At 37.4% G+C, this 18,967-nt stretch carries 21 protein-coding genes; 4 read left to right on the forward strand and 17 right to left on the reverse strand.

Going from position 1 to position 18,967, the window contains the following annotated elements; all coding sequences use genetic code 11:
- Window positions 1–15 precede the first annotated feature (15 nt).
- Window positions 16–402: a hypothetical protein gene (locus tag JMM81_RS13930; RefSeq protein ID WP_256242168.1), complete on the reverse strand. Its 387-nt coding sequence runs from the start codon at window positions 400–402 to the stop codon at window positions 16–18.
- A gap of 385 nt (window positions 403–787) precedes the next feature.
- On the opposite strand from JMM81_RS13930, the gene JMM81_RS13935 reads away from it, so the two are divergent.
- From JMM81_RS13935 to JMM81_RS13940, 3 genes are all read left to right on the forward strand, one after another.
- The gene (locus tag JMM81_RS13935; RefSeq protein ID WP_256242169.1) at window positions 788–910 is read left to right on the forward strand and encodes a hypothetical protein; all 123 of its coding nucleotides are present in this window, start codon (window positions 788–790) and stop codon (window positions 908–910) included.
- Window positions 855–1,085 carry an ECF-type sigma factor gene (locus JMM81_RS23105; protein ID WP_375162387.1) on the forward strand — a complete coding sequence of 77 codons (231 nt, stop codon included), beginning with the start codon at window positions 855–857 and terminating at the stop codon, window positions 1,083–1,085. Before JMM81_RS13935 ends, JMM81_RS23105 begins: the two co-directional genes overlap by 56 nt.
- A gap of 288 nt (window positions 1,086–1,373) precedes the next feature.
- Window positions 1,374–1,514, forward strand: coding sequence for a YvrJ family protein (locus JMM81_RS13940; protein ID WP_256242262.1), 141 nt, complete (start codon window positions 1,374–1,376; stop codon window positions 1,512–1,514).
- Between the two features lie 251 nt (window positions 1,515–1,765).
- Here JMM81_RS13940 and JMM81_RS13945 read toward each other — a convergent pair whose 3' ends face one another.
- From JMM81_RS13945 to JMM81_RS13960, 4 genes are all read right to left on the reverse strand, one after another.
- Window positions 1,766–2,968, reverse strand: coding sequence for a DUF2812 domain-containing protein (locus JMM81_RS13945; protein WP_256242170.1), 1,203 nt, complete (start codon window positions 2,966–2,968; stop codon window positions 1,766–1,768).
- Complete coding sequence (locus JMM81_RS13950) at window positions 2,958–3,275, reverse strand: PadR family transcriptional regulator (RefSeq protein WP_256242171.1); 318 nt, start codon at window positions 3,273–3,275, stop codon at window positions 2,958–2,960. The genes JMM81_RS13945 and JMM81_RS13950 overlap by 11 nt, the downstream gene beginning before the upstream one ends.
- A gap of 399 nt (window positions 3,276–3,674) precedes the next feature.
- On the reverse strand, window positions 3,675–4,511 hold the full coding sequence (locus JMM81_RS13955; RefSeq protein WP_256242172.1) for an NAD(P)-dependent oxidoreductase: 837 nt from the start codon (window positions 4,509–4,511) through the stop codon (window positions 3,675–3,677).
- An 86-nt stretch (window positions 4,512–4,597) separates the two neighbouring features.
- Window positions 4,598–5,917 (reverse strand): GntP family permease, encoded by a 1,320-nt coding sequence (locus JMM81_RS13960; RefSeq protein ID WP_256242173.1) that lies wholly within the window; start codon window positions 5,915–5,917, stop codon window positions 4,598–4,600.
- Between the two features lie 685 nt (window positions 5,918–6,602).
- Here JMM81_RS13960 and JMM81_RS13965 point away from each other — a divergent pair.
- Window positions 6,603–7,490 carry a LysR family transcriptional regulator gene (locus JMM81_RS13965; protein ID WP_256242174.1) on the forward strand — a complete coding sequence of 296 codons (888 nt, stop codon included), beginning with the start codon at window positions 6,603–6,605 and terminating at the stop codon, window positions 7,488–7,490.
- 475 nt (window positions 7,491–7,965) lie between these two features.
- On the opposite strand, the gene JMM81_RS13970 is transcribed toward JMM81_RS13965, so the two are convergent.
- From JMM81_RS13970 to JMM81_RS14025, 12 genes are all read right to left on the reverse strand, one after another.
- Complete coding sequence (locus JMM81_RS13970) at window positions 7,966–8,097, reverse strand: FbpB family small basic protein (RefSeq protein WP_256242175.1); 132 nt, start codon at window positions 8,095–8,097, stop codon at window positions 7,966–7,968.
- A 357-nt stretch (window positions 8,098–8,454) separates the two neighbouring features.
- The gene (locus JMM81_RS13975) at window positions 8,455–10,539 is read right to left on the reverse strand and encodes a (Fe-S)-binding protein (RefSeq protein ID WP_256242177.1); all 2,085 of its coding nucleotides are present in this window, start codon (window positions 10,537–10,539) and stop codon (window positions 8,455–8,457) included.
- A gap of 57 nt (window positions 10,540–10,596) precedes the next feature.
- On the reverse strand, window positions 10,597–11,580 hold the full coding sequence (locus tag JMM81_RS13980; protein WP_256242178.1) for an electron transfer flavoprotein subunit alpha/FixB family protein: 984 nt from the start codon (window positions 11,578–11,580) through the stop codon (window positions 10,597–10,599).
- A gap of 50 nt (window positions 11,581–11,630) precedes the next feature.
- Window positions 11,631–12,401 carry an electron transfer flavoprotein subunit beta/FixA family protein gene (locus JMM81_RS13985; protein WP_256242179.1) on the reverse strand — a complete coding sequence of 257 codons (771 nt, stop codon included), beginning with the start codon at window positions 12,399–12,401 and terminating at the stop codon, window positions 11,631–11,633.
- Window positions 12,402–12,502: 101 nt separating this feature from the next.
- Window positions 12,503–12,883 carry a PaaI family thioesterase gene (locus JMM81_RS13990; RefSeq protein ID WP_256242180.1) on the reverse strand — a complete coding sequence of 127 codons (381 nt, stop codon included), beginning with the start codon at window positions 12,881–12,883 and terminating at the stop codon, window positions 12,503–12,505.
- A gap of 2 nt (window positions 12,884–12,885) precedes the next feature.
- The gene (locus tag JMM81_RS13995; protein ID WP_256242181.1) at window positions 12,886–13,095 is read right to left on the reverse strand and encodes a hypothetical protein; all 210 of its coding nucleotides are present in this window, start codon (window positions 13,093–13,095) and stop codon (window positions 12,886–12,888) included.
- Between the two features lie 134 nt (window positions 13,096–13,229).
- Window positions 13,230–13,559 carry a DUF3870 domain-containing protein gene (locus tag JMM81_RS14000; RefSeq protein ID WP_256242182.1) on the reverse strand — a complete coding sequence of 110 codons (330 nt, stop codon included), beginning with the start codon at window positions 13,557–13,559 and terminating at the stop codon, window positions 13,230–13,232.
- Between the two features lie 91 nt (window positions 13,560–13,650).
- A complete protein-coding gene (locus JMM81_RS14005; protein WP_256242183.1) occupies window positions 13,651–14,454 on the reverse strand; it encodes a sensor histidine kinase in 804 nt (267 codons plus the stop codon).
- 665 nt (window positions 14,455–15,119) lie between these two features.
- Window positions 15,120–16,076, reverse strand: a complete 957-nt coding sequence (locus JMM81_RS14010; protein ID WP_256242184.1) for a hydroxymethylglutaryl-CoA lyase — start codon at window positions 16,074–16,076, stop codon at window positions 15,120–15,122.
- Window positions 16,077–16,243: 167 nt separating this feature from the next.
- A complete protein-coding gene (locus JMM81_RS14015; RefSeq protein WP_256242185.1) occupies window positions 16,244–17,020 on the reverse strand; it encodes a cupin domain-containing protein in 777 nt (258 codons plus the stop codon).
- Between the two features lie 42 nt (window positions 17,021–17,062).
- Window positions 17,063–17,947, reverse strand: coding sequence for a fumarylacetoacetate hydrolase family protein (locus JMM81_RS14020; RefSeq protein WP_256242186.1), 885 nt, complete (start codon window positions 17,945–17,947; stop codon window positions 17,063–17,065).
- Between the two features lie 206 nt (window positions 17,948–18,153).
- Window positions 18,154–18,942 carry an enoyl-CoA hydratase/isomerase family protein gene (locus JMM81_RS14025; protein ID WP_256242187.1) on the reverse strand — a complete coding sequence of 263 codons (789 nt, stop codon included), beginning with the start codon at window positions 18,940–18,942 and terminating at the stop codon, window positions 18,154–18,156.
- Window positions 18,943–18,967: the final 25 nt, after the last annotated feature.

Raw genomic sequence — 18,967 nt, forward strand, 5'->3', positions numbered from 1 at the left:
CAGAAAAAACCCCTTTTAAGCTTTTGCATTTTTGAGATGTGGAAAACGATTAAACCTATATACATTACTGGACTGGGCACCATTCATTCTTTCGGTTTCATAGACCGTGAGAATGCCCATCCTCTTTGCTTTTCCTAGCATTCTTTTAAAAGTAGAGCGGGATATCCCGTGATTATGATATTCTTCATGAATCGCTTTTAAAATGGTGTCAATTTTCGCATCGCTTACTCCAGGGATGACCGCCGCAAAACGAACGAGTTGTTTGAGTCCGACTCTTTCCCCTTTGGTCCATTCCTTGTTGTGATGTTGTAACCACATTTCCATATGGTGATGAAACTCTTCTAGTGATTGAAATTGAGAAAACTGTTCTATTTGTTCGAATGTGCCACCTTTTATATTCATGCTTTTGCACCACCCTTTCACCTTCTTTATATAGATTTAGGGGGAAAAGTGACTGTATAAATTTATGACAGTTTTGTGAACAGCTCGATTAGGACTTAGATGAAGGATGTTAGGTATAACGGTTGGATGCTTTTCGCTATTTTAGCTTGATCAGTCCGTTACACCGTATTTGAAAGATTCTATTTTGAAAAAAATGAATCATTTTTTACGAATGGAGGAAGAAAAAGTACATTTTGTCCCTCAAATTTACACGTTTGTGGCTAGAAACGCGCAAATTCTGCAGTCGAAACGATTTTTTCTAGATTCGTACCCTTTCCTTTTTCTCGTTATGGTAAGGGTACCTGGGAATACAAAGAACGGTACACAGTTCAGAAGGATCTCAAAGATGAATTTTGATCAATTGGCTGCGGAGTATTCAAACATGATTCACTCGATTATTTATAAAATGGAGATTGTTAAACGCGTTAACAAAAGAGCAAAAATGGACGGATCAATGTTGCTATCCTGAAAATGAGGATGAATTTGACTTGAAATATGAGGATCATGTGCTGGAAATGGAAGATTTATTGAGCCATTTCTATCATTTAACAGACTTACAAAAGAAATGGGTAGTCTTGCGCTTCTATGATGGTTTGTCAAATAGGGATATAGCCGAGATGGGAATATTCCTTTGCGTAAAGTGAGGGCTTGGGGAGATCTGGCAATGAAGAAGTGTATCCCCTCAAGACCAGCTGGCGTCTCTTAGGATACAGGATTGACGCCAGCTGGTCTTGAGGGGATATTCGTTTATGAAAAAGGCTTTGTTAAACAATAATCATTCACACAACCATGAAAATATAGTCATTTAAAAAGGGACTGCTTTCTTTTCAGGAGCAGTCTCTTTTTAAAAGAAAAAGATCAAGGAGCAGTCTTTTGCTTATTTTAACAAAAAAAGCGAGAGAACCATCCCTACGAGAAATGAGGTCTAGATGATGGAACAATTGATTCCTCTCATTAGTGAGGTAGGCTTTCCTGTTGTCGTTACTCTATTTTTGCTCTATCGAATTGAAGCAAAACTAGATACGGTCGTACAATCGATTCAACGTCTACCTGATCGAATAAGTGGTGAATAGATAAAAAAGTCGCTGTGCATTGTGATCTATAAAGTAGATCATATAAATTCGGATATTTGAAGGGAACTCAGGATGAATAAGCTTTAGTTCCTTTTCTCTCCTCTTTATTCTGTCTTGAATTCCCCTTAAGTCAACCGCCACCTTAAATCTACTTTTTTCCACCTCGGTTGCTTCCTTATATGCTCTTTTAATACTAAACTCATTATCTTCTACTTACACTCTTACCTCCATTAGTCGAATAAGACAATATCTTAATCTGCAATTACAGTCATCTTTTCCACCACGTTTTCTATTACTGAATTTATATCTGCATAGCCATAATAACGAACATACATCACTGCTTTTCCTTTAGAAGCAAATACCTTTTTCATATCCTCATCCACATGAACAATCAAAAGATCCACGTCTTGATGTTTTGTTTCAACAAAATCTTCTCTACTATCATATCTATATCTTTCTATTAAATCAGAAATCAGTTTTTCCGACAGAGATGGTATACTTAGCTGATAAAACTGTGTATGAATTGCCGGTGAATATTCATCGCTCCCATCATCCCATATTTTTCCAGGTATCATACCCTGTTCATCTGTTTCATATTGCACGGGTGCCAATGGACTCCAATTATATGAATATCGGTTGCCCCAATCCACATTGTCACTCACATAGGAAGGTTCCCCTCGAACCAATGCTGGATTCTCTTCTACATCTGCTAATCTAACAATCGGTAAGTCAACACTTGCTTCGGGCAATGTTTTCGTATCCATTTTTATAAGCTGTACGAATGGAATGATAGCACTCAATCCAACCACAACGGTAAAAAGAAAAGCGATGGTAGAATGTAATCGGTAGTGCTTCTTCCAAGGTGCATGATGGTCAATCGATTTGCCTTCGATAAGATTCCTTCGCAACGTACGAATGGAAATGGATGCTTGTAGCGAATGATAGGCCGAGTATCCAAGGAAGATGGCTAAAATGGTTTGTTGAATAGCTGTGCCTTCCACCATCACTAAGGTAGGAGTCCCATCAAGAAACCAAATAGCAGATAACATACCGATCATTAAAATCATTGCAACAACTACCATAACAGCATTTAAAGCTAATTTCTTGTCCAGTTCCTTTAATGTATAAGACTGCTCGGCGGGGTCTGTATGAAGCTCTTGTGCAGTGAGTTCTTCAGGTGATGAAAAGACATGAAAAAAACTATAGCTTGTTACATAATCCCAACCACTTTCTTCATACATCTGTATTTGTTCTGGTTTAAGCTTTTTCTTTATCGATACATCTATTCTGTACCTCATTTTCTTCGGTTCAGCTTTAACAAACTTGGCAAAATGGATTCCCATCTTTTTTAGATGCAACCCTTTAGCAGCCATGTCTGCGAACCAGCTTTCATGCTCACCAATTCGCCAATAATCACTTGGCCGAAGTTTATTAACTGTTTTCTTAATCCTCATCACCTTCCTCTAAAATGCTACTATCTTGTATCAAGGCTTTTAATCGACCATACTCTTTATGCAAAGCTTGCTCCCCTTCTGCTGTTATAAGATAAGTCTTCCTTCTGCCATCATCCTCTGCCAGTGAGATAAGACCGTCCTTTTGCATGCGTGAGAGTACCCCATAAAGCGTCCCCGGCCCCATTTTTACTCTGCCATTTGATACCTCTGTAATGGCATGCATAAGCTGGTACCCATGGTTAGGACGCATTAATGCTAGTAGTACATAATACATGGATTCGGTCATAGGTCCCCCATTATATGCCATAGCTTACTTCCCTTCTTTCGTTCTCTAGAGATATTATGTTTCGCGATATTATGTATAACGATATATCGTATAACATAATATTACATCATGAAATTTCCATTGGAAATATCATTTTCTCGGTTATTTTTAAAGGGAAAGCTAAAGTGGATAAAGGTTTTAAAATAAATTACTTTAAATTCCTTAGAAATGGCAACTATTTTACAACCATTTCATAGTTCAATCAAGCGTTTTAAATCTCCAAAAGACTACAAAGTTTAAGAAAAGAGCCTTACTTCATCTTTTCATTCTTTTCGTTAATGTTCACGCTAAACAAATAAGGAAAGCATTCTGTTCAGGCACAGAACACTTTCCTATTAGAGAGATTGTATAATCAACCAATTAAGTAGTAACTTTATTCAATTATTTGGCTTTTGGTTTCTCTTTTCCCATAGCGTCAAATAATTGTGTGGATGATAAGGAATTAAATGGCATAGATACATTATGTTTAATCCCTTGGTTGTAAGACGCGATTAAGTCTTTAAGTAGAACGGCCAAGGCAGTGTCTGCTGTCCATTCAGAAACATCGCTCCAATTTCTAGCGACCCAACTATCGCCTGTGCTAACTTGTAATAAGTTTAATACCTCTTCTTCAGGTAGGTTATAGTGTGTCGCTAATTTAAGTCCTTCAGCCACCGCATTCATGTTAATACCTAGAATCATATTATTAACTAATTTTGCTACTTGGCTGTTGCCTGGTTCCTTGCCATAGTAGAATGAATTGGATCCAATCGCATCAAAGTAGGCCTTAAAAGATTTCACGATGTCTTCTGAACCTGATGTCATAATCGATAATGTTCCAGCTTGGGCACCTGAAGCACCACCGCTTACCGCAGCGCTAATTAATCTCAAATCACTTTCTTCTTCCACTTTTTTGCCTAATTCATTCATGGTATCAGGGTCAAGTGTACTCATAACAATAATTGTTTTATCTTTAGGTTGGGCAGATAATAGACCGTCCTCACCAAAAATAATGTCAACATTTTGGGCATAGTCACGAACCATTGAGATAATCGCTTCGTCAGCTTGTTCCGCCACTTCTTTTAAAGTTTCTACCATTGTTATTCCAGCAGCACTTGCTTTCTCATAAACACCTTTAAAAGCATCGTATCCAATTACCTCAAAACCAGCTTTCTTTAAATTAATTGCCATTGGGAAGCCCATTGTTCCTAATCCTACAAATCCAATTTTTTTACTCATGATTAATTCCTCCATTTTGTTATATACTTTTTTTCAAGTAAATCAAATTCGCCCGTCGAGTATGAAAACTTACTACAGTAAGATCGTTAAGCTAAACCTAAGAGGGCCATGATCACGATAACGGCCATTGCAATCCAGTGGGTAACACTTATACTGATAAATCCATTTTTGAAGGTGTCTTTCATTGTTAATCCCGTTATATTGTTAAATATAATCAAGAATCCAGAGTAAGGAACAATGGATAGAGCTCCAGATGCGATTGCGATTGAGCGGTGAACCGTTTCCGGATCTAATCCCATTTCCAAATAGATAGGGGCAAAATTCGCAACAGAAATACCAATTGCCCCAACAGCAGAAGCAGTAATACCGCTTATAAGACCTGTACCGATCATTAATGAGAGTATGGGGGGTCCAGGAATGGATTGAATCAATTGAAATACACCCTTAAACGCCGGAACACTTGTTGCAATGCTACCAAATGCAATGGTACTACCAGTTGTTATCGTTGATGATAACGATTCGTTAGCACCTTGGTTTAATACCCCTTTTTGCTGATCAATTTGTTTACGGAATAATATAGCACTCAATACGATCGCAACAATTAAAGCGACAATGATAATGTTGTTCACAGAACTAAATAGTAATATGATGCCTAATAACACGATGATAGGCAGTAAACTGATAATGAATGGTGGGAGCTCACGTTTAGATGTCACATCACTACTTTCAACCTTCTCATCCACATTAAATGTCTCGTTTTTACGCAAGCTTTTGGACAACGCGAATTTCATAAATACTAGTATGAAGACAACTGCTACGATGGAAGTGACGATTCCAATAACCGGCGCAGCAGTTAATGTGGTTCCCAAAGCCGTTGAAGGCACAATATTGTGTAATGAAGGTGCCCCAGGCAACATCGTCATAGTGAACGTTGAGGTCCCACCAAACACAGGAATGGCAACTAATTTCCACGAAATATTAAGTTGTCTGAAGATCGGTTTAGCCATTGGAATTAATGCGAATATGATGACGAATACATTAATCCCACCGTAAGTAAGAATGGCAGAAATAATAAATAATGCCACTAATGCGTTATACGGGTTCTTGATTCCTACCACAGACAATACTTTATTTGCAATTGAAATCGTTGCCCCACTTTTATCCATGTATTTCGCTAATATAGAGCCTAATAAGAAGATAGCGAAATTTGATGCAACAAACCCAGCAAGTGCCGTCATATAAGAATTTTCTTTGCCAAATACGGTTGCTAGTATAGGTACATCGTTAAACAGCAACACGACAATCGTCGCGATGGGTGCAGCAACGATGATATTGAACTTTTTAATAATAAAGAGAATGATTGTTAAAATACCTAACAATATCCCAAATATTCCTAATATATCCAAATTTAATTCTTCCCCCTTTATTCTCTTGTTCTTAAAGATGCTAGCAATTTATTATTTTACTGTTAAACTTTCGGCTTTCCATTTAACAATGTGCTTCTGCAGCATCCTGTAAGTTTAAATGTTACAGAAATGGGAATCTAATATTCTCCTTTTTTTGGTACTGAACATTTTTTCAACAATCCATCCTAAACCATTTATTTCTCTTTGAAACTCCCCTTTTTTATTGAATCCAAGTTATCATTTTTAAAACCAACAGGTTAAAATATATTTTAGTCATATACATTTAATCAATAAGTTTATAATTGAAATATCTCGAATTCATAATAAAAATAAGTCATTATTTCATTTCCTGCTACTTCTTTAATAGAATCAACAGAAAATACTTTGTTGTTATATCTTTTCATAAATGCTTCTCTTAGGATCAAAAGCATATATCGAGAGACCTACTTTTGTAAATTTAAAGCCATAGTAGTCCCAGTTCACCTAAGCATACAAAACCGATATTAGATGCCCCCAGTAATTACGGACTCTTTGTTTTCAAAAGATGTACCATGATTTCACTCCTATAATTTAACTTTTTGTTCACAATTTATTCACACTTAGTATACATCTTATATTTATATGAGTAAAATGAATAATAGGAATTAAAAGTATTCATATTTTTCATAGATTGGAGACGGCATTCATGGACATACGTCACCTTACTTACTTTATAGAAGTAGCCAAATATAAAAGTTTTACCAAAGCTTCCAAATCCCTTCACTTGTCACAATCAACCTTAAGTAAAGTCGTTAAAAGTTTGGAAGAAGAATTAAATGTAGAACTAATTGACCGTTCCGCAAAGAAAATTGGATTAACGGACGCAGGGGAAATCGTTTTGGCGGAAGGGGAAATCATTATGGAATCGCTAAATGATTTATCCACCCACCTATATGATTTAATGAACTTAAAAAAAGGAAAAATAAAAATAGGCATACCTCCAATAATTGGTTTTTTATTTTTTCCAAAAATCATTAAGGGGTTCAATAATCTGTACCCCGATATCAAAATAAAAATCTTTGAAGATCATTCAAACAAAGTTAAACAGGATGTCAAAGACGGAATATTAGATTTTGGTGTGGTAATGCTACCGGTGGATGAAAAGGAGTATGATGTTATTCCCTTTGTTTATGAAGAACTGTCCCTCTTCGTCCATAATACCCATCCATTAGCACAAAGGGAAAAAGTTGAAATGAAAGAGTTAAAAAATGAAAACTTTATTTTATTTAATCAAGAACTTATTCATAACCTTATTATTCAAGAATGCCTACGAGCTGGTTTTCGTCCGAAAATTGCCTATGAAATTTCTGAGTGGGGTTTTATTAGTGAAATGATTAGCGAAAACATAGGGGTTTCGATTTGTCCAAAACCCATAGCAAAAAAAGTTAATCAAGATTTAATCAAGGAGATTTCCATCGCAAATCCAAGCATTCCTTGGAATTTAGGATTTATTTCAAAAAAAAGAAAACAGGCTTCACCTGCAGTTCGTGAATTTATCCGGTATATTTCAGCACAAATACCTATTAAATTATGAAAAAAGAAATGGATCATATGAGTTATATGTTATTTAACGAATAATGAAAACTTTTTCAGTCTTTATCCCACAAACCAAAAACCCTCACAAATGTTGTTAAAACAACGTTTATAAGGGTTTTAATTTTATTAAAACGATTCAGGTTTTGAAACGAGGGACGGTTCTCGCGTTTCTCCATTATTTCCAATTTCACTCCCTTTCGTTATTCAGAATACCTTTAACAGACAAAACCTGACTCAGAGAATGAATCAAGCTTTAGACATATCTTTTAGTTTGACACTCCCACAGCTAAAGCAGTGGGAGTGTCAACTGAATTGAAAATAGGAGTATTAACCGATTTCTACAACTCAATAAAATTTTAACGATTGTTTTTTTCGTACATACTCGATAATCGAAAAAACAAGCTGTTCTTCTAATGATTCAAAATTCTTATCTATCAGCAATCGTTGCCCTTCAAATTTAAAGGGTTCTACCATTACTTTTCTTTACTTAAATGTCTTTTTTCCAATCTTTCTTCAATTCTTTCCATTGCAGCTTGGTTACGTAATAATAGAAGTTTATTTTCTTTAACAAGCTCCGTAAAAGAACGCTTTTTTCGTTTAGTCATTCTCTATGCACCATCCTTATTTATTAAGGAAGTCTTTTTAAATGTAACCTAGACTAGAGTTTTCTGTGTCCATACTCCCTTGCATGTATAACATTCTTCTAATCTTTATTTATTCATCTATCTACAAATACGACTTTCAAAGGCAATCTGTTATTCTCAATATTCACGTAAATAACATTTATTTTTCGTCTAAATCTGCAAGCGTAAACATAATAGAGGTAAAAGGAAAAGAATTTAAAATGTATTCTAATTTCATTGGTTATCACCTCCTTCTTTCATTCTTCTCACTAAGAAATGTTTTCATTTTCTAGTCTTGTTGATATTTTTAAACGTCTCACGGTCCTAGGTAAAGTTTTTTTAGATTACTGACTTTTCAAGAATTTCAACAACATCTAAAGTTTGAATACTTTCTTCTACTTCTTTTGCTTTTGTACCATCACCGATCATCGTTAAGCAATAAGGACAGCCTGTACTAATGATCGTTGGATTCGTTTCAAGAAGCTGTTCGGTTCTTGCGACATTGATACGCGTTCCCTTATCTTCCTCCATCCACATTAATCCTCCGCCAGCACCGCAGCACATCGAATTTTCTCGGTTCCGCTCAGGCTCTACGACCTTCACCCCTGGAATCGCTTTTAGAATTTCACGAGGTGCATCATATACATTATTATAACGTCCTAAGTAACAAGAATCATGGTACGTAATCACTTCATCTACTCTATTTTTCGGTGTCAGTTTTCCTTCTTTGATTAGGTTTTCTAGTAATTCTGTATGATGATACACTTCTGCCTCTAAACCAAATTCAGGGTATTCATTTTTGAGTGTGTTAAAAGCATGTGGATCCATTGTGACAATTTTCTTTACTTCATACTTTTTAAACGTCTCAATATTTTTATTTACCAGCTCTTGGAATAAAAACTCATTTCCAATACGACGTGGTGTATCTCCAGAGTTCTTTTCTTCATTTCCGAGGATCGCCACCTTCACTCCAGCCTTATTTAAAAGACGGGCAAAGGATTGAGTAAGCTTTTGACTGCGATTATCGTAAGAGCCCATCGATCCGACAAAGAATAGATAATCAAACTCTTCGTCTGCTTTTTTCAATTCTTTTGCGGTTGGAATCACGACGTCCTCTAAAGCATCACGCCAATTAACACGTTCCTTCCGGTTAAGCCCCCATGGATTTCCTTGACGTTCAATATTTGTCATCGCACGCTGAGCATCAGGATTCATTTTTCCTTCCGTTAAAACAAGATAACGGCGCAAATCAATGATTTTATCGACATGCTCATTCATAACAGGACATTGATCCTCACAGTTACGGCAGGTCGTACATGCCCAAATCTCTTCTTCTGTTATAACATCCCCTATTAAACTCACACTTTCCATCGTTGCCGCTACTTCTTGAGAACCGGCACCCACTGCTAAGGCTAATTGATTGCCTCTTGTGTTTTTAAAAGCAAAGGCAGGCGCCCAAGGTTGTCTAGACGTCACTGCTGCTCCTTTTTCTGTCAAATGATTTCTCATCTTAACAATCAGATCCATCGGAGATAATGTTTTCCCGGTTCCTGAAGCTGGACACATATTTGTGCATCGTCCGCATTCTGCACATGCATACAGATCAATCAGCTGATGTTGGGTAAAATCCTCAATTTTCCCAACACCGAATGATTCGGCTTCCTCATCCTCAAAATCAATCTTCCTCAATTTCCCAACAGGTCCGCTTTTCTTAAAGAAGATATTGACCATCGCAAATAACTCATGAAATTGCTTTGATTGTGGGACAAACACTAGAAATGTGAATACAGTCAACATATGAACCCACCAAAATACGTAGAATAACACAGTTCCTGCCGTCGTTCCGATTCCGGCAAACAACGTTGCAATGACTCCAGAGAATGGAGCGTAAACCAAATTCGGTTCGTGACCTAGCATAATGGTTTCGACTGCCAATGAAAGCAGGATCGATAAGGTCAGCGTGAATAATGCGATATACACAAAGGCGGCTTTTCCATCACGCTTCCATTGCAACCGTTTTAGCTTTTCACCATAACGGCGATAAAATCCATAAACTACAGCCAACATCATGAGAAATGTAGCCCATTCCTGTATAAGACTGAAATATTTATGCGCCTCGCCAAAAGGAAATTCATAGCCTTTAATAAATCCTTTTATAATGAGTTCAATAAGGCCTATTTGAATGATAAAAAAGGTATAAAATAATACTAAATGCATCAGACCGCTTTTCTTGTCTTTGAATAATTTTGACTGACCGAAGCCGTTGATTAAAATCAGATTGAAGCGTTCTTTCAGATTTGGTTCAAACTCAGCTTTTTTGCCAAGCTTTATAAACAAATACCGAGTATATACTAGATTGACAAATAAATAGACTGCATATCCAGTCACAGCAAGGAAAGCTAGTAAATTCAGCAATGATAACATCCTTTTTCATTCCCCCGATCACAAATCTGGGAGGATTTTACTCCTCCCACTATCACATTAGACACCCATACCAACGGTGATTTTTTTAAATTCTTCCGTTAACAATGGCACAACCTCGAACAGATCACCTACAATACCGTAATCAGCTACATTAAAAATCGGAGCTTCTGGATCCTTATTAATGGCTACGATGATTTTGGAATTGGACATACCGGCTACGTGTTGAATGGCACCGGATATTCCGCAGGCAATATAAAGATCAGGTGTGACTACTTTGCCGGTTTGACCAATTTGTAAAGAATAGTCACTGTACCCAGCGTCGCAGGCACCACGAGACGATCCCACTGCACCGCCTAACGTATCTGCCAATTCTTGCAACACTTTAAATCCTTCTGAGCCTTTCACTCCGCGTCCTCCAGAAACGATGATTTTTGCTTCTGTTAGATCTACACCGCCTGCTGTTTTACGAATTACATCTTGTACAATCGTTCGTAAATCTTTTACTTCCACATTTATGGACGCTACTTCCCCTGTACGTGATTCATCTTTGTCTAGCGTATTGATATTATTCGGACGGAGCGTAGCAAAAATTACTCCATCCTTGATCACTTTTTTCTCAAAAGCTTTCCCTGAATAGATCGGACGAGTAAAGACAAACTCATCTCCATTTACCTCAAGACCAACAGCGTCTGAAACAAGGCCTACTTTCAACTTTGCTGCAACTCGTGAAGAAATCTCTTTTCCAATCGAAGTATGTCCGAGAATAAAGCCCTCAGGTTTTTCCGTTTCTAATACCTGCGTAATGGCCTGAGTGTATCCATCTGATGAATAATTCTGTAAATAAGGATGTTCAGGAATTAAAACACGATCGGCACCATATTGAATCATCGTATTGGCTAGACTAGCAGCCTCACTACCTAGTAATAATCCTACTACTTCGCCTCCATCTGCAATTTGTTTTGCAGCAGCAATCGCTTCAAACGAAACTTGACGCAGCTCCCCCTGGCGTATTTCACCTAACACTAGTACTTTTTTTGACATATAGGTCCCTCCTCTAATTTTATCTAACGATTGATCTACTAATTTGGTAATTAAATTACTTTTGCTTCTGTTACTAATAACGATGTAAGTTCTTTTACCTGCTGCGAGATTTCTCCTTCAAGAATTTTCCCTTTCCCTTTAACCGGTGGTAAGAAACGATCGACCACTTTTGTTTTTGCTTCAACATCCTCTTCATCCATATCTAAATCATCTAATTCTAGTTTTTCTAGCGGCTTTTTCTTCGCCTTCATAATACCAGGCAGGGAAGGATAACGGGGTTCATTTAGTCCTTGTTGACAAGTCACAAGCAACGGAAGCGTTGTTTCAACGGTTTCAACATCTCCTTCAGCATCACGTTCAATCACAGCTCTATTCCCCTCAAGGGTTAGCTTCGTAATCGTTGTTACAATCGAAATTCCTAATTCCTCAGCCAGTCTAGGACCAACTTGTCCAGATCCGCCATCAACTGTTACGTTTCCTGCTAAAATAATATCCACGGCTTTATCTTTAAAATAAGCGCTTAGAATAGCAGTGGTAGAGAATTCATCTCCCTCTTCAACCTCCTCATCATCAATCAGAACCGCTTTATCTGCACCCATGGCAAGAGCTGTTCGAAGTTCTTTTTCCGCATCCTCTTCACCAATTGTGACAACAGTCACTTCTCCGCTATGCTCATCTCGTAGTTTAAGAGCTTCTTCAATTGCATACTCATCATAAGGATTGATGATAAATTCTGTGCTATCCTCACTGATTTTTCCACTTTGAATCGAAATTTTTTCTTCTGTATCAAAAGTTCTTTTCATCACAACATAAATATTCATCTATTTTCCTCCTCGTCCAAATCTATTATTCTATTAATCTAACTGATTACCTATTTAAGAAAACTCAGACACTCAACCTTCATTTGATTTTGAATGGTCGATTAAATATTCACAAAAATCCCCTTAGCTTTTGCTACAACTTCATTTTGATCATTGTAAATAAGACAATCGATATAATTTAATGTCCTTCCTTTTTTTACCACAACCGCATCTGCAATGAGGACCTTTCCTTTTGCTGGTTTTAAAAAAGTAGTATTGATGTCGGCTGTGACCATTTTCTGATTACTGTTTTCATCTGCTCCAAATATATTGCCCATTGCAATATCTGCTAGTGAACAAATAACCCCTCCATGCACGACCCCTATACTATTTAAATAAAGAGGTTCTATCGGCATGGTGACCTTTAAATTTGTTTCACTTATCCTCTCGTGTTTAACCCTTAAAAATGCATCGAATGGACAATCAACAAACTTCGTTTGCATCGTTAACACCCCCAATTATAAATTGTGCCTTTACTATTTCCTTTCGTATCTGTAAAATATGAAATTTGACATAAATCTTGATTATCAATATGAACAGAGTAATTTTCCTTGTTGCTCTGTTTAAAAGAAAGCAGCTGGCCATTACCTATTAAGGCCATTTTTTCAGAATTTAATTTAGCACTCCTTTCTATCAAATAAGCTAGATCATTCATAGATTCCCCCTATTCTCAAATTAATAGATAGAGGCCCAGCAACAATAAGCCTAAGCTCCTGTTTCTGGGCCTCTATCTATTAGTTAAGAAAGATTTTTGGACTTTCCCCATAGATATACCAGCATTTCTTATTTCTAAACGTAAACTGCTGTCTTCGACTCTTTGTATCGATCCCAAGCCGATTTGATAGATTGAATGACAGCGCCTTGTGAAGGTATTAATACATGACTTCGAAGAATATCAATTAAAGGATTTATTCCCTTCTTTAAATCATATCCTCTTACAAGAGAGGTTAAATAATAGTTTGTCAAGTCTGCAATAAATGTAAATTCAGCATCTTCAATAACTTCTGTTTCAACATTAATCACTAAAACGACTGCCAGTGATTTATATCTTTCATACTGCGTAGTTCCTCTTGGAAGCTGGGCGAAACCAGCGATTAAAACAGTATTATTTTCATTCATGCTTATAACCTCCTTGTTATTCATATTATTATTTTACATCTAATAGGGTTATTAATTCAATGCTTTTTTACAATTTTCTAAATATTCTTTTTTAAACAGAATGATTACTAGGAATAGAAATTAGAAATGTTGTCCCATTGCCTAATTCACTTTTAACTTTAATGGTTCCTCTCATTGCCCGCACAATGCCATACGAAACCATCATACTCAAACCTGTTCCCTTAGATCCGCTTGTTATATAATATGGCTTTCCCAGCTGTTCTAATTGCTCCTTACTCATCCCAGTTCCTTTATCTCTAATTTCAATGATTACATTTGAATGATGCACCCCGGTATAAACAATTAAACTCCCGCCTGAAGGCATGGATTCTATCCCATTTTTAATGATATTTAATAAGCATTGCCGGATTTTTTTTGTATTTCCGGTGATCGTTCCTACTGATAAGTAATTAGTATAAACATTAACGGAATTTCCTTCGGCTAATGGCCGCAATATACTAAGGACCTGATTTAACTCTTGGTTTACATCAATTTCTTCCATTTGATCCGTAAACTGTCTTGAATAAATTAGATAATCTTTAATAATTAACTCTGCTGCCTCCAGCTCGTGCTTTACCATTAAGAGGTATTGCTGCCTTTTTGTTTTGTCAACTTCCGTTTCTTGAAGAAGCTGGACAAATCCCACTGCTGCTGTCAGCGGGTTCCTTATTTCATGTGCTATTGCGGCTCCCATTTGTTCAAGCGCAACCGTTCTTTCCGAATCAATGACGCTATTATATAAACGAATATTTTTTAAAGAAAATTCGATTGAATAGGAAAAAATAAAAACGCCCAGAGTTGGAACGAATAAATAGGAAAACAAGGTTTCAAAATCCAGAGAAACCCAATTGATCAATGGTAAAAGTAATCCCGTTATAAAACTAAGGATAATAGCAAGAATTACAGAAAGAGATATACGTCTTTTGGGATTTTGTCTTATAAACCAAGGATGAAACTTTAAAAATAGGAGGAATAATGATCCATATATAGTTAAATTCACGAAAAATCCTAGGTCAATTCCATAAAAGGCTCTAATAATAATGACGATTATTGGCAGTAATGGTCCAATCCCAAAATATAACCCGCCAATTAATACGGGAATTAGTCTTAAATCGTATGAAACATGGGGAATAGGTTGATAAGAAAAAAGAAAACATACTAATATAGAGCATATGAAACTGCCTAAAGTTATTAATTCAGGCATATTTCTTCTTCTCTCTAACCACATCAAATAGAAAAACAAAAAAACTAATAATAATGATAAGTTGAATAAAAGATGTCTGGTTACTTCCATTTTCCACCATCCAAGGCACTGTTAATAAAGTAGCATAATAAAAATTGGAGCAACGCTTCCTACCTGTAAGGAAGGATAGGACCACGTACTCCAATTCTTTTGAATTTTTTTCCATACCTGCGTGTCTAACAGCCACTCTAGAGTATTGAAAGATGTCATGTGATGTGGTTTGTTCGTAAAAACAAAATCACATCACATGGACGGAAATTGTTACTACTATAGGTAAATTAACGCGAAGGTATCTGCCGATAAGAAGCTAAGATTCCTCCGTTGGCCACCTTGCTTGGGAGTTCACGCCCGAGAATTCTTTCTGCTTCCCGGGTTACCCCGATAAGCTTTTCCAAGTCAATTCCGGTTTCGATACCCAGTTCGTGACACATGTGAACAAGATCTTCGGTTGCAATGTTTCCGGCAGCACCCTTGGATCCACCGAATGGGCATCCTCCTAACCCTCCTACTGAGGAATCAAAATGTGTGACCCCCATCTTTAATCCAACATAGGCGTTGGCCAATCCCATCCCTCGGGTATCATGCAAATGTAAGATTATGGTTTTATCTGGCCACCTATCTTGCACTTGACCCACGAGGTACTCGGTGGAAACCGGATTTGCCCATCCAACAGTATCACCAAGGAGGATCCGATCGGGATCAATACCATGCGCGTTTGCTTTTTCTATTGTTCTAGAAATCAATCTAACCACATGCCCAGGATCGACATTCCCCTCATAGTTACAACCAAAAACTGTCATAACAGCAATTGTGCTGATTGGAACATTAAACTCACGTAGAATGGCAATCCGTTCATCCATTTCATCGAATGTCTCTTCGATGGACCGATTTGTATTCTTTTTGGAAAATGTTTCACTCGCAATTATACTAAGGACGCCTTCCAAATCAAATTTCCCAGTGGCTTTGGCTCTCTCAATCCCCTTAGAATTCAGGTATATACACTGGTACTCTGTACCTGGATTCCTTTTAAAGCCTTCAGCAATCAACTCCGCATCTGCCATCTGCGGCACCCATTTCGGACTCACAAATGAAGTAACTTCAATCACAGGAAAATTGCATTCAGAAAGCAAATCAACTAATCGAATCTTATCTTCAGTAGACACTGGTGTCTTTTCAATTTGCATGCCTTCCCTAGGTCCTACTTCGCGTATTGTTACCTTCTTCGGAAATGCCAATCTTATCCCTCCAATATAATCTAGTTATTAACCTCCGTCATACTGTCAACGGAAATTTAGTACAATAAGAGATGCAAGCAGTGTTCCTCTCTCTATAAAAGCCTAATACGATTTTAGAAAACTACTATTAATGTGATAGAGTTTACCGTTATCGTCCTGATCTATTATTAGTTACCTAAGTTGACAACAATGTTTCTTGGGTTCCGGGAAGTAATAAACACAACCGGCTCTGTATCACTCATGTTTCTTTCAATATGCGGCAGATATGGAGGTACATTGAAGAAGTCTCCAGGCCCCAGTTCGACGAATTCTTCATAGTTCCCACCAAAATAAATTCGCATATGTCCGCTGAGTATATATCCTCCAGTCTGAGCTTCTCCATGATGGTGTGTACCCGAATCTTTTCCCGGCGCAACGACAACGCGGCCCTTCCATATGTTCGGCGTATCCAATCCGGTCATCCTTGCCAGATTTTCAGTTTGATTCGCAGCCGTATTCAATTCATTGGCTCTTACTACTATGATTTCTTCATACGTTTTGGAAAAGACAGACGTGTCCTTTTCATCCAGATTGACAACGATATTCGCCTTCGTTCTAGAGGTAATAAAAACTACCGGTTCCGTCTCGCTCAGTGTTTCCTCAATATGCGGAATATACGGTGGCACATACACAAAGTCACCCGCTTCTAAATCCACAAACTCCTTATAATTCTCACCAAAGCTGATTCTTGTACGGCCACTCAGAATATATCCCGCTGTCTCTGCTTCTCCATGATGATGGGCCCCAGATACCTTTCCTGCTTCTCCCGTTACTCGTCCCATCCAAAAAACCGGTGAATCAACCCCTGTGACTCTTGGCAAGTTTTTGGATTGGGCCGTCTGCTTCGAAAGTTCAGCCGCTTTAACTGCAATGACTTTATCGTTGCTTTTACTTTTCATAACCATAACAACACCCCATGTTAGAAATTTAATAGATTCATATGACAATCAGGCTTCCAGCTTGATTGATTCATCAACCGTTACAATCTCATTTTTAATACTGCCAATCCCTGAAATCGATACTTCGACGACATCCCCTGACCCTAAAAATAACGGTGGATTTCGTTTTGCGCCGATACCACTAGGTGTTCCGGTAAGGATAATATCCCCCGGAAGAAGCGTCATCCCCTTTGAAAGCTCCGCAATAATACGGCTAACAGAAAACATCATTAAATTCGTATTACTGGACTGAACCGTATTTCCATTTACTTTGCAAGTGATCTCCAAGTTCTGAACATCTTCTATTTCATCCCTTGTGACCAGCCAAGGTCCCATAGGACACGATTTATCCATACTTTTCCCCATAAACCATTGACCACCATGAGATTGCTGTACATCCCTTGCAGATAAATCATTCGCACACATATATCCGAAAATATAATCGGATGCTTCTTCTTCAGAAATATTTTTTCCTTTACGTCCAATGACAACAGCGAGCTCTGCTTCATAGTCAAATTTTTCTGTAAAGTTTTCCGGCAAAGGGATCCCCTCATTAGGACCAGCTATAGTCTCTGTAGCTTTTGTAAAGACTGTTGGTTTAGTCGGTAGATCAATATCTTGACGGAAACGTTCGTTAAAATGTTCTAAGTAATTCCACCCCACACACATTATGTTGCGTTCTAATTTAGGTATTGGTGGTAATAAGTGCTTACTTTTTAACGGTCTTCGTTCAACGTTAGAACTTAGGATCCTATTAATCTCGTCGATCCCATTACGTCCTGCTTTAATGAGTGATAAGACATCGGGAAATTCATTGCTAACATCAATCACTGTATTATCTTGGACAATCCCGACACTCATTTTATTTTCATTAAGGTATGAAATAATCTTCATTGAGAAACATCCCTCCTCCATCATATATCTCTCATACAAGTAGATCCTCTTAGAAGCTGATTAAAGTAGGTTATTAAAACAGTATTAATTTCACCATTTTATAACCTATATGTTATCTATATTATGTTTTATGCCATTTTAGGTTATATATAAGCGATAAAAAATGACCAATTCTAATAACCCGATTCCTTAAACACACTCGTCGCTTACCGTCCACTCCATATTGGCTCTCTTTTTTCTAGAAAAGCATTCATCCCTTCCTTTGAATCTTCGGTTTCACCTAAAATAACTACTTGATCACGTAGGTAATTCAATGATTTTTCATAATCCATTCCTTTAATCATTTGCATAGCCTCTCTGCCCAACGTTAAGGCAGTTGGATTCCGTTTTGCCAGTTGACGGGCAAATTGCGTTACTTCCTCCATTAATTCACTATCCGGATAAACTGCGTTTACAAGCCCCATCTCTTTTGCTTCTAAAGCATTGACTTTTTTCCCTGTATAAAATAATTCATAGGTTTTTTTTGAACCAATCGTTTGAATTAATGGTGCACTTATCATCATCCCCCAGAGACCTACATTAATCTCCGGTGCTCCAAACAATGCATTTTCACTTGCAAAGGTTATGTCACATACAGCAGCGAGTCCTAATCCTCCTGCCAGAGCATAGCCATTTACTGCGGCAATAATAGGCTTTTTCAATTGATGAATCGCAAGCAAGCAATTTTTATATTTTGAGACATGTTCCTTATAGGTTAAGATATGCTGTTCATTATTTTCACTCATGCCGCCAAGGTCGGCTCCAGAGCAAAAGGATTTTTCTCCTACTCCTGTTACCAGCAAGACATGAACATTTGCTTGATCATTCAATTCATTCAAAATGGAAACAAAGTCTTCCATCATGTCGCCAGTTAAAGCATTATGTTTGTTCGGTCTATTTAAGGTAATCGTCGCAACATGATCCTGAATATCAACTAAAATATGATTCTCTCTCACTTAAACACCTGCTTCCTATCTAAAT

The organism is Bacillus sp. V3B, assembly GCF_024494465.1.
GTDB lineage: Bacteria > Bacillota > Bacilli > Bacillales > Cytobacillaceae > Bacillus_BD.